Annotated in this window: 16 protein-coding genes; 11 read left to right on the top strand and 5 right to left on the bottom strand. The window is 58.1% G+C overall.

The annotated features are described in order from the left end of the window. Positions 1 to 11: 11 nt before the first annotated feature. Complete coding sequence (locus tag GN112_RS11975) at positions 12 to 566, bottom strand: MarR family winged helix-turn-helix transcriptional regulator (RefSeq protein WP_155310437.1); 555 nt, start codon at positions 564 to 566, stop codon at positions 12 to 14. Positions 567 to 723: 157 nt separating this feature from the next. Next, positions 724 to 1,785, bottom strand: a complete 1,062-nt coding sequence (gene rlmN, locus GN112_RS11970; protein ID WP_197743315.1) for a dual-specificity RNA methyltransferase RlmN — start codon at positions 1,783 to 1,785, stop codon at positions 724 to 726. 197 nt (positions 1,786 to 1,982) lie between these two features. Here rlmN and ffh point away from each other — a divergent pair, with 197 nt between their 5' ends. The 11 genes from ffh to GN112_RS11915 all read left to right on the top strand — a co-directional run bounded on the left by ffh (position 1,983) and on the right by GN112_RS11915 (position 8,687). Further along, complete coding sequence (ffh, locus tag GN112_RS11965) at positions 1,983 to 3,314, top strand: signal recognition particle protein (RefSeq protein WP_155310436.1); 1,332 nt, start codon at positions 1,983 to 1,985, stop codon at positions 3,312 to 3,314. A gap of 12 nt (positions 3,315 to 3,326) precedes the next feature. After that, on the top strand, positions 3,327 to 3,584 hold the full coding sequence (rpsP, locus tag GN112_RS11960) for a 30S ribosomal protein S16 (RefSeq protein WP_155310435.1): 258 nt from the start codon (positions 3,327 to 3,329) through the stop codon (positions 3,582 to 3,584). A gap of 65 nt (positions 3,585 to 3,649) precedes the next feature. Next, positions 3,650 to 3,880, top strand: coding sequence for a KH domain-containing protein (locus GN112_RS11955; RefSeq protein ID WP_155310434.1), 231 nt, complete (start codon positions 3,650 to 3,652; stop codon positions 3,878 to 3,880). Beyond that, positions 3,864 to 4,406 carry a ribosome maturation factor RimM gene (gene rimM / locus GN112_RS11950; RefSeq protein WP_155310433.1) on the top strand — a complete coding sequence of 181 codons (543 nt, stop codon included), beginning with the start codon at positions 3,864 to 3,866 and terminating at the stop codon, positions 4,404 to 4,406. Before GN112_RS11955 ends, rimM begins: the two co-directional genes overlap by 17 nt. Positions 4,407 to 4,427: 21 nt before the next feature. After that, a complete protein-coding gene (gene trmD / locus GN112_RS11945) occupies positions 4,428 to 5,174 on the top strand; it encodes a tRNA (guanosine(37)-N1)-methyltransferase TrmD (protein WP_155310432.1) in 747 nt (248 codons plus the stop codon). Next, positions 5,155 to 5,727, top strand: a complete 573-nt coding sequence (locus GN112_RS11940) for an RNA methyltransferase (RefSeq protein ID WP_231716999.1) — start codon at positions 5,155 to 5,157, stop codon at positions 5,725 to 5,727. Before trmD ends, GN112_RS11940 begins: the two co-directional genes overlap by 20 nt. Before the next feature lie 41 nt (positions 5,728 to 5,768). Further along, positions 5,769 to 6,116: a 50S ribosomal protein L19 gene (gene rplS, locus GN112_RS11935; RefSeq protein ID WP_155310431.1), complete on the top strand. Its 348-nt coding sequence runs from the start codon at positions 5,769 to 5,771 to the stop codon at positions 6,114 to 6,116. Between the two features lie 73 nt (positions 6,117 to 6,189). After that, positions 6,190 to 6,819, top strand: coding sequence for a ribonuclease HII (locus tag GN112_RS11930; RefSeq protein WP_155310430.1), 630 nt, complete (start codon positions 6,190 to 6,192; stop codon positions 6,817 to 6,819). 41 nt (positions 6,820 to 6,860) lie between these two features. Next, positions 6,861 to 7,232, top strand: coding sequence for a YraN family protein (locus tag GN112_RS11925; RefSeq protein WP_155310429.1), 372 nt, complete (start codon positions 6,861 to 6,863; stop codon positions 7,230 to 7,232). Continuing rightward, positions 7,207 to 8,109, top strand: a complete 903-nt coding sequence (gene rsmI, locus GN112_RS11920) for a 16S rRNA (cytidine(1402)-2'-O)-methyltransferase (protein ID WP_155310428.1) — start codon at positions 7,207 to 7,209, stop codon at positions 8,107 to 8,109. Before GN112_RS11925 ends, rsmI begins: the two co-directional genes overlap by 26 nt. After that, entirely contained in the window at positions 8,109 to 8,687 is a 579-nt protein-coding gene (locus GN112_RS11915; RefSeq protein ID WP_155310427.1) for a 4'-phosphopantetheinyl transferase family protein, read from the top strand. The genes rsmI and GN112_RS11915 overlap by 1 nt, the downstream gene beginning before the upstream one ends. A gap of 8 nt (positions 8,688 to 8,695) precedes the next feature. Here the strand turns inward: GN112_RS11915 and GN112_RS11910 are convergent, their stop codons facing one another. Genes GN112_RS11910 through GN112_RS11900 form a run of 3 tightly spaced genes read right to left on the bottom strand, consistent with a single transcriptional unit; the run spans position 8,696 to position 10,840 of the window. Next, entirely contained in the window at positions 8,696 to 9,124 is a 429-nt protein-coding gene (locus GN112_RS11910; protein ID WP_155310426.1) for a YkgJ family cysteine cluster protein, read from the bottom strand. Between the two features lie 17 nt (positions 9,125 to 9,141). After that, positions 9,142 to 10,173 carry a histone deacetylase family protein gene (locus GN112_RS11905; RefSeq protein WP_155310425.1) on the bottom strand — a complete coding sequence of 344 codons (1,032 nt, stop codon included), beginning with the start codon at positions 10,171 to 10,173 and terminating at the stop codon, positions 9,142 to 9,144. Next, on the bottom strand, positions 10,166 to 10,840 hold the full coding sequence (locus GN112_RS11900; RefSeq protein WP_231716998.1) for a GNAT family N-acetyltransferase: 675 nt from the start codon (positions 10,838 to 10,840) through the stop codon (positions 10,166 to 10,168). The genes GN112_RS11905 and GN112_RS11900 overlap by 8 nt, the downstream gene beginning before the upstream one ends. Position 10,841 lies beyond the last annotated feature (1 nt).

Here is a 10,841-nt window from a genome sequence, read left to right as displayed (position 1 = left end):
ACCTCCAGCTTTCATTCCGCTTGATCCGACGGTGGCGTGTCTTTCGAAAGAAACCGGCCGAAACCGGTGATGGTTTTCTGCAGGATTTCCGGAAACCGTGCCCGGTCATCGTCCGTGAGCAGTGCGGATATGGTCTTCAGGTTCGCCAGATGCTTCGGAATGAAGTCCATCATGAACCTCCGGCCGGCGTCGGTGATTCGGATGTTCACCTTGCGGCGGTCGGTTGGATGGGGTAGCCGCTCGATCATGCCGTCCTTTTCCAGGGTATCCAGGACGCCGGACATGGCCGCGTAGGTAATCGGGTAAAACGGCCGTAATTCGGAGATGCTTTCCCCTTGGGGAGAATCAACGGCGAGCAGACGAATCAGGATGAGAAAGCGCCCTTTGGAGGTTCCGACGCTCTGGAAGTAGCTTTCGGTCAACACCATGAGGGTATGCAGCATCAGCATGGTACTGCCGAAGTTCACCATGAAATTCATGTCCAATTCCGGAAACAGCGCCTTGAACCGGCGGGAATATTGATCCACATCCATTCGCGTGGTCAGCCGCTTGATTTCCGAATCCATTGTTCCCCCTTTTTTATTTTGCGCCCTATTATTTAGTCACATATTATTTATGAGGCTAAATAATATGTGACTAAATAAATGTCAACCTCTTTTCGGCCCCGCGCACCCATGCCGGCGCAACAGGCTTTCGTGAAAAGCGGTCGTTACCGAAAGATCGTTATTTGCCCTCGGATACCAACTTGGCTTTCAGCTGGCCGCAGGCGGCGCCAATGTCCTGACCCTTGCTGTGGCGGACGATGACCGTATAGTGATGGGCGGCCAGAAGTTCCTGAAAGGCGCTTATCTGGGAAGATGAAGGGCGTCGGAAGTCGCTGCCCGGGTGTTCGTTGAAGGGGATCAGGTTGATTTTGGCCTTGACCGGGCGCAACAGCTTGACCAGGCGCCGGGCATCCTCAAGGCTGTCGTTGACGCCTTTCATAAGGATGTATTCAAAGGTGATCTTACGCCGGGGGGGCAGGGGATAATCGCGGCAGGCGGTGATCAGGTCGGCAAGGGGAAACCGGCGATTGATCGGCATCAGCCGGCTGCGGGTCTCGTCATCGACGGCATTCAGGGATACGGCCAGGTTGACCCGGGTGTCGCGTCCCAGATCCGGCAGCTTTGAAACCAGGCCGGCGGTGGAGACGGTCACCCGCCGGGTGGAAAACTTGAGGCCGAAATCCCCGTCGGTGATCACATCCAGGGCCTGGACCAGATTGTCATAGTTGGCCAACGGTTCGCCCATGCCCATGACGACAATGTTGGAAAGGGGCATCTCCCCCTGGCGGTCAACGCGTTTTTGGAGGTCGCGGACCTGGGAGATGATTTCGGCCGCGGAGAGATGGCGCACGAATCCACCCTTGGCCGTCATGCAGAACCGGCATCCCTGGGCGCAGCCCACCTGGCTGGAGACGCACAGGGTATAATGGTCTTTCTCAGGGATCAGCACGGTTTCGATGTGCTGCCCGTCGGCGAGCCTGAAGAGCAGTTTCCGCGAGCCGTCCTGGCTGAGCGCCTCGTTTTCCACTTCCAGCCGCGGATTGATGAATGCTGTCTCAAGATCGGCGCGCAGCGCTTTTCCCAGGTTGGTCATCTCGTCGAAACGATCCGTCTGGCGCGTGTAAACCCACTGCCAGATCTGGTTGGCCCGGAAGGGGCGGATGCCACGGGCCGCGAGCCAGTCGCAAAGCTGCTGCCGGGAAAGTGTTTTGATGTCGATTTTACTTGATATTATGACCATGATATGGGATCCACGGGCCGGACCGACACGAGCGACCCGGAACGGTTAACGATTAATTGCAGAGGCTGGGTTCGGCGGTGGCCCGGCATCGATTTTTCCTTTGATCCGGTGCGCTTTCCCATCCCTTTTTAAATCTTGACATACCATTTAAAAAAATCTACTTTCAAGGTTTTAGTTTACCAGGCTGGTGGAATGTCATGTTTGACACGTTAAGCGACAAACTAAATTCGGTCTTCAAGCAGCTCAAGGGACATGGCAAGCTTTCTGAAAAGAATATTGCCGACGGGCTGCGGGAAGTCCGCATGGCCCTTCTGGAGGCTGACGTCCACTACCAGGTGGTCAAGAAACTGGTGGCTGACATCAAGGCCCGTGCCCTGGGGCAGGAGGTGATGGGCAGTCTGACCCCTGGCCAGCAGGTGGTCAAGATTGTCAACGAGTCGCTGACCCAGCTCATGGGGGAGACCCACGAGGAGTTGAACCTGGCCGGCGAAAAGCCGGTGGCGGTCATGCTGGTGGGCCTGCAGGGGTCCGGTAAGACCACCACGGCCGGAAAATTGTCGGTGATGCTGCGCAAAACCGGCAAGCAGCCGTACCTGGTGCCGGCGGACGTCTACCGGCCGGCGGCCATCGACCAGCTCAAAAAGCTGGGCACCCAGCTGGATGTACCGGTGTTTGATTCCACGCCGGACATGGATCCGGTCAAAATCTGCCAGGAGGCCCGGGTGGCCGCCCAGAAGGCCGGTTGCGACACCCTGCTGCTGGATACCGCCGGACGGTTGCATATCGACGATGCGTTGATGGAAGAGCTGTCGCGAATTCGTACCACGGTGCGCCCCACGGATATCCTGCTGGTGGCCGATGCCATGACCGGTCAGGATGCGGTGAATATTGCCAAGACCTTTGATGAACGGCTGGACATCGGCGGCGTGGTACTCACCAAAATGGACGGTGACGCCCGGGGCGGTGCAGCCCTGTCGATCCGTTCGATTACCGGTAAACCGATCAAATTCATCGGGGTCGGCGAAAAGCTCAGCGAACTGGAGGCGTTTCATCCGGATCGCATGGCGTCCCGCATTCTCGGCATGGGGGATGTGCTTACCATCATTGAAAAAGCCCAGGAGGTGGTGGACGAAAAGAAAGCCATCGAACTGGAAAAAAAGCTGCGCAAAAATCAGTTCACCCTGGAGGATTTCCGTGACCAGATGCGCCAGATCCGTAAAATGGGGTCGCTGACCGATATCCTGGGAATGATTCCCGGCATGGGCAAGATCAAGCAGATGAAAAATCTGCAGGTGGACGAAAAGGAACTGGTCCACATCGAGGCCATCATCAACTCCATGACCCCCCGGGAACGGCGCCAATACTCGATCATCAACGGCAGTCGCCGCAAACGCATTGCCGCCGGCAGCGGCACTCGCGTTCAGGATGTCAACCGCCTGCTGAAAAATTATGCGCAGGTGATGAAAATGATGAAAAAAATCAATAAAAGCGGCATGCGCGGGTTGGGTCGCGGCATGCTGCCATTCTAAAGGAGAACAATCATGGCAGTAAAAATCAGACTGGCCCGCCACGGGGCAAAAAAAAGACCCTTCTACCGCATTGTCGCCGCCGACAACGACAGCCCCAGGGATGGTCGCTTTCTGGAAAAGCTCGGTACTTACAATCCGCTTCAGGATCCGGCCCAGGTCGTGCTGAACGCGGAGCGGGTCAAATACTGGATCAGCCAGGGGGCCACCCCCACCGACACGGTGAAAACGATCCTCAAGCGCGAGGGCGTTTTCAACCCGGCAGAATCATGATGGACAGATAAACCGTCGAATTTTGCCGCACCTGATTCTCAGCCGCAACACAAGGAGATGGGTCCATGAAAGAGCTGATCAAGTTCATTGCGCAAGAGCTGGTGGATTACCCTGATCAGGTTTCCGTTGAGGAGATCGAGGGCAACCAGACCTCCGTCATCGAACTGAAAGTGGCCAAAGAGGATCTGGGTAAGGTGATTGGCAAACAGGGGCGGACGGCACGGGCCATGCGTACCCTGCTCAGTGCGTCGGCCGCCAAGATAAAAAAACGAACCGTTCTTGAAATCATCGAGTAAATCGAAGGGCGTGGACGATTTCATCCTCATTGGCCGGGTAACCGGCGCCCATGGCATTCGTGGGGGGGTGAAGATCCACTCCTACGCCGAATCGATGGCGCTATTTGCGCCTGGTGAAGATCTTCGCCTGACGATGCCCGATGGGGCGGTTCGTACCCTGACGATCCAGTGGGCCCATCCCCATGGCAGGGGAATTCGCCTGGGCCTTGAACGGGTGACGGACCGCGATCAGGCCGAAAGCCTGGCCGGTGCATCGCTTTTTGTGCCGCGGACCCGGCTTCCCGAACTGGACGATGATACCTACTACTGGTTCGAACTGGTGGGGCTCAGCGTGTACGATACCGACGGCCGGCTACTGGGACGCCTCGACGAAGTGATCCCCACGCCGGCCAACGATGTTTACGTAGTGAAGGGGCAGATCGCTGGACAGTCGAATGAGATGCTGATCCCCGCCATCGGCAGTGTGGTTCGCAGCATCGATCTGGAGCGCCAGACCATGCTGGTGGACCTGCCGGAAGGCCTTTAGGGCGGGATTGGGGTTGGAACCATGAAGGTCTGTGTGCTCACGCTTTTTCCCGAACTGTTCGATCCGTTCTGGGCACACGGCATCATTCGACGGGCGGTTCAGGCAGAGCGGCTGATTCCCCGGACCATCAACATCCGTGACCATGCCCAAGGGCGCCACCGGGTGACCGATGACCGGCCTTACGGGGGCGGTTGCGGAATGGTGATGAAACCGGAACCCCTCACCGCTGCGCTGGCCGACGCCCGGGCCGGATTGCCGGCGGCAACCACCCTGCTGCTTTCACCCCAGGGAAAACCCTTTGACCAGGCGGCGGCCCAATCGCTGGCAGGGGCGGAAGAACTGATTCTGGTTTGTGGCCGCTATGAGGGGGTGGATGAGCGTTTCATCGATGCCCATGTGGACGCAGAAGTCTCCATTGGCGATTTTGTGCTGACCGGTGGCGAACTGGGGGCCATGGTGGTGATCGATGCGGTGACCCGGCTGATTCCCGGGGTGCTGGGTAATGCCGAATCGGCCGGCAACGATACGTTCAGTGACGGACTGGTGGAATATGCCCATTATACGCGGCCGGCGACATTCGACGACCGGGCCGTGCCCGAGGTGCTGCAGTCCGGAAACCACCAGTCCATCGCCCGGTGGCGGCATGAGACCGCCCTGATCCGGACGGCATTGAAACGGCCGGATCTGTTGCACGGGCGGGATTTTTCAGCCGAGGAACGGGCGATACTGATGAAATGGCGGCGGAACCTTGACAGACTGCTTGGGTAGCCGCTTATACGTTGCGCTGGTTCATTATCCGGTGATCGACAAAAACGGGGCGACCATTGCCTCGGCGGTAACCAATCTGGACCTGCACGATATCGCTCGGGCATGCCGGACATACGGTGTTGCGGGGTATTTCGTCATTACGCCCCTGGAGGACCAGATGGTGCTGGTCCAGCGGATTCTCGACCACTGGACCATTGGTGCGGGGGGGACGTATAACCCCAAAAGGCGTCAGGCCCTGGAGCTGGTACGCGTCCGGGCCACCTTTGACGCGGCGGTTGACCAGATCTCCGGGGCGCATGGTCAGCGGCCCTGTGTCGTGGCCACTACGGCCAGGCGGGATTCGGGAAACCTGAGTTGCCATGGCCTGCGTGAAATGCTTGCCGGTTCGGCGGTGCCGGTGCTGCTTGCCCTGGGAACGGCCTGGGGGCTTTGTGGCAGCTTTATTGACGCCGCCGATTACGTTCTGGAACCGCTGAAAGGAACATGCGAATATAATCATCTGTCGGTGCGGTCCGCTGCGGCAATTATCCTGGACCGGCTGCTGGGTGAATGAAGCAGACGATTTCATTTATAACAACAACATCGGGAGTTATCATGGAAACCATTAAAAACATTGAAAGAGAACAGATCCGCATGGATCTGCCCCACTTCACAGCGGGGGATACCGTTACCGTGCATGTGAAGATCCGCGAGGGCAACAAGGAGCGGCTCCAGGCTTTCCAGGGGGTGGTCATCAGTAAGAAAAAGGGACTGGCCAACGCGACCTTCACCGTGCGTAAAGTCTCTTACGGCGTTGGCGTGGAAAGGGTCTTCCCCATGAATTCACCCATCATCGACCGTATCGAAGTCGTGACCCGCGGCCGCGTGCGTCGGGCCAAAATTTACTACCTGCGCAAGTTGCGGGGGAAAGCCGCCAGAATCCGGGAAAGGCGGTTCAACTAAGCCGCCATCGGTGGATGGGCGCATCTTTGCACGGAATATCAGTCATGCCGCGTATCGGGCAACGGCGGATCAAATGAAATCAGACCTGTGGGTATTTGAGATCGAGGCACAGAAAATGGGCCACAGGTGCATCGCCGGTATCGATGAGGCCGGCCGGGGTCCCCTGGCCGGCCCTGTCGTTTCAGCGGCCGTGATTCTTCCTGAGAATGCTGATCTTCCGGGAATCGACGACTCCAAAAAATTGACCCCGACCCGGCGCAACCGCCTTTATGATCGCCTTTACGGTGTCGCCCGGGCAATCGGAGTCGGGGTGGTGGATGCTGCTGAAATCGATCGGGCCAACATTTTACAGGCCACGTTGCGATCCATGGCCATGGCCGTTGCCAACTTGTGTCCTCAGCCGGATTGCCTGCTCATTGACGGGATTTTTCCGATCGCCACGGATCTGCCCCAGAAAACCATCAAAAAAGGGGATTCCCGGAGCATCTCCATCGCTGCGGCGTCGATCGTGGCCAAAGTCACCCGGGACCGGATTATGACCCAGGTGGACCTCCTGTTCCCTGAATTCGGTTTCAGCCGGCACAAGGGCTATCCCACCCAAAGCCATCGTGCGGCCATTGCCCAATACGGATGCAGTCCCATCCACCGGCGGACATTCAAAGGGGTGCGGGAGCACATCTTAAAGGGATCCAGCCATCATTAACCGTAAGCCTTCAGCACAATTCCCTCAACGGCGACCCAACCATGCTCAACCGTCAGCAACAATTCGGAAAAAAAAGTGAACGGCTGGCGGCGGAATATCTCAAGCTCAATGGGTATCGCATCCTCGAAACCAACTACCGGACCCGGCAGGGGGAAATCGACATCATTGCCAGGGAGAAGGGCACGATTGTCTTTGTGGAGGTAAAGGCCCGCAGTTCGAGGAGTTTCGGCAATCCCAAAGGGGCGGTGACACCGGCAAAACAACGCAAGATCTCCATGGCTGCCCTGGAGTACCTGAAACAGTCCGGGCAGACCGGCGCAAGTGCGCGCTTCGACGTGGTCGCCATCGACACAGCCGCCGGCACAACCGATATCGAGGTGGTGAAAAATGCCTTCAGCCTTGCCTACGGATGATCGCCCGGTAACCGGTTGCGCCAGCGGCCTTTACATTGTGGCCACCCCCATCGGAAACCTGGAGGACATCACCCTGCGGGCCATTCGCATTCTGGGTGGCGTGGACCTGATCGCCGCCGAGGACACCCGGCACACCACAAAACTGCTCTCCCATTATGACATCCATACCCCCCTGATTTCCTGCCATGAACATAACGAGCAGCAGCGCACGGCCGAGTTGATCGAAAAGATCCGCTCCGGTGCCTCCGTTGCGCTAGTCTCCGATGCGGGGACACCATCGGTCTCCGATCCCGGTTATCGACTGGTGTGTGCCGCCGTCGAGGCCGGGCTGGATATTTTTCCCGTTCCGGGGGTGTCGGCGGCCATTACGGCCCTCTGTGCATCCGGCCTGCCCACCGACCGGTTTGTGTTCGTCGGTTTTGCGCCCAGGAAAAAAGGCCGGCGTCTGGAACTGCTGCAATCCCTGGCCGCCGATGACCGAACCCTGGTATTTTACGAATCCCCCCGACGGATCATGGCTTTCCTGATTGAGCTGCAATCGGTGATGGGGGACCGACCGGCCGTTCTGGCCCGTGAGATGACCAAACTGCACGAAGAATTCATTCGTGGACCGTTTTCCCGGATTATGGAGGTGCTGAGGCCTCGTCCGGAGGTTAAAGGGGAGTGTACGATTCTGGTGGCCGGTGCCCCGCCTTCCCGGCCAATCGATACCGACGCCCTCGGCGATCTTTTGCGTGAACGGTTGGCTCGGCCGGACGCACGCATATCCAGCATTTCCAAAGAACTGGCCGGCCTCCACCAACTGCCGCGCAAGCGGGTTTATGAACTGGCCCTGCGCATTCAGAAGGAAATCCGGAACGAAAGTGAGGAATCGTGATGGCTGCGTTAACGACCCTCTATCCGGTGATCCTGCCGGTTTCTGCGGCCCACCAAGCGCAGGACCGCCGTGAGCGGGTCAAAACCCTGAGTCGTCTCGCCCGCGAGGCGCTGAGCCGGTCCTGTGAGATCAGTACGTTTCACCTGGCCACCTTTCCCAAAAATTCCGATGGGGTGCCGCTACCGGTGGATGGCATCTACTGGTCCCTGAGCCACAAAACAGAGGTGGTTGGCGGCGTTGCTGCACCAACGCCGGTGGGAATCGATCTGGAGACCATCCGGCCGGTGAATGAGGCCCTGCTGGCCCGGGTGGCCGACCCGCAGGAGTGGAGCCAAACCGATGGCGATCCCCAGAAGAATTTCTTCCGTTTCTGGACCGCCAAGGAGGCCGTGCTCAAGGCGGTGGGCAAGGGGTTCGCCGGCCTATCGCGCTGCCGGGTGAATGAGGTGATCGATGACACCCGCATGATATTGACCTTTGACAATATCCCCTGGCCGGTATTGCATCATTGGTTCGGCAACCACGTCGCCGCCATCACGGCAATCGATTTCAAGATCGACTGGCAGATGATGCGGTAATCCGGGCTCTATTTCAGCGGCAGTCCATACGCATCAATGCCCAGAAGGGCGGTGGCATCGCGTCCGAAGATATCCAGGAAGGTGCTGTCGGCCATATTACAGCGGAACCCCCGGCAGGTGCGCGGTCGGTGGTGATAGATTTTGCAGTAGTACTTGTCGTTGCGCTTTTCAAGAAAGATGCATCCCTTGTCGTCGGGGTGGATCATGTAGACTTTCCCTTCTGCCTTTGCCGTTTCGATCAATTCCTGCAAGGAGCGCTGACGGAGTTCGGACAGGGAGGCATCGACGCCCACATGGCCGCCCATCTTGCGAATGAAATCCACTTCGTCAGGCTGAAGGACGATTTTACGGTAATTTTTACAGCAGGAACCGCATTGCCGACAGTCTTGGAACAGGGTCTTCAGCGCGCTCGCATCCACTGACGATGATTTTTCCATTATTTCGCTTTCTCATTTTAGAAGGTCCAGAACTGCCTGGCAGGATGATCGCTGATCAGCCGGGCGGCCCGTTCGGAGGGCAGTATCCCGACCCGCCGCGGATTCGTTTCGCCCAAAGCCTCCAGGACGGCCAGCACCGATGGCTCCAGGGACGCCGGGTTGTAACCGCCTTCCAGGATCATCAGCAGACGGCCGTCACAATAGGTGGCGGCCAACTGACGGACCAGCCGCGTGACCGTGGCGAACCAACCGGTGCTTAAACAGGTTTTGCTGATGGGGTCGTCAACGTGGCCGTCGAATCCGGCCGAGACAAGTATGATCTGTGGCAGGTACTGTTCTGCCAGGGCTTGCAGAATCCGGCCGGCCAGATAGGTGTATTCGACATCGCCGTACTGGGCGAAAACCGGGACATTGACCGTGTAGCCCAGGCCGGTCTCCTCGCCCAGGTCCGATGCTGACCCGCTGAAGGGGAACAGGTCGTTTTGGTGGATCGAAAAAACGAGGACTTCGTTGGAATTGTAGAAGGCCTCCTGATTGCCGTTACCGTGATGGACATCGAAATCAATGACCATGATCCGACTCAGGCCGTAGGTCTGGCGGAGCCATGCGGCGGTGATGGCCACGTTGTTGAGCACACAGAATCCCATTCCCCGGCCCGGTTCGGCATGATGACCCGGTGGGCGGATCAATGCGAAGCCACTGTTTACGTCCGCGTTCATGACCGCTCGGGCCAGTTCAAGGCAACTGCCGGCCGCCAGAAGGGCACAGTCCAGGGTCGCGGGCATCACATAGGTGTCCCGATCATAGGCAAAGGGGTCGGTCGATCGGGCATACTCCTCGATCTGATCCAGGTAAAACCGTGAATGGACCGCCTGCACCGCCGCAAGGTCGGCACTTCTGGCCTCAATGTGTTCGAAGCGGTTGCGCTGGGTTTCAGATTCCAGGATCCGGTAAAGCGACCTCAGCCGTTCCGGGTTTTCCGGTGAGTGCCGGTTGGCCACGTGTCTGAAGAGGCGACGGTCCAGGACAACACCCGGCTTGTTACTCATAGTGGTACCTGTATATGGCAGCCCTTTGGAATGCCTTCCGGGTCAGCCGGTACAGGTGGCCGGTCCGTGTGACACCGTGGTCACCATAGGTCAGCGACCGATCGACGCTAAATCCGAGTTTGGCCAGGCAGCGCTGCTGGGCTTTATTGTCGATGTCCGTGTACATTTCCACCTGTGTGACGCCGACCTGGTCAAAGAGCTGAATGATCAGGAACTTCTGCGCCTCGGTGCCATAACCGCAACCCCTCTGTTCCGCCGTGGCAATTTTTACCGCGACAACCGCACACCCCAGCTGATCCGGTTTTAACCAATAATGAATGGTTCCGATGGGACGGACCGGATTCCGTGTTTCAATCAACAGGGTTTTGTCGTGGCGATTCCAGAAAAGGTTTGTGGCAAACTGCTCCTTCAACCGTTCGGCATTCTGACGTTCAGGGGTCAGGTATGGCCCGAATGCCTCCTGGCAATTGCTCCAGGTGAGAAGCAGTGGGAGATCCGTTTCCCTGATCCGGCGCAGTTGAAGCCGGCATGTGTAGATGGCGTCTCCAAACACGTCATTCAACTCCATGGCGTAATGGCTGGGGGTGATATTTCCGGCATGTGCCGGCGATGGAGTCTGCCGGCACACGAAACCTTGGCCTCGGCGGATGGGAATTTGCTGATGCATA

Origin of the sequence: Desulfosarcina ovata subsp. ovata, assembly GCF_009689005.1 — a bacterium.
Taxonomy (GTDB): Bacteria; Desulfobacterota; Desulfobacteria; order Desulfobacterales; family Desulfosarcinaceae; genus Desulfosarcina; species Desulfosarcina ovata.
The sequence above is the reverse complement of the archived record's forward strand: the minus strand, read 5'-3'. Positions and strand labels throughout refer to the sequence as shown.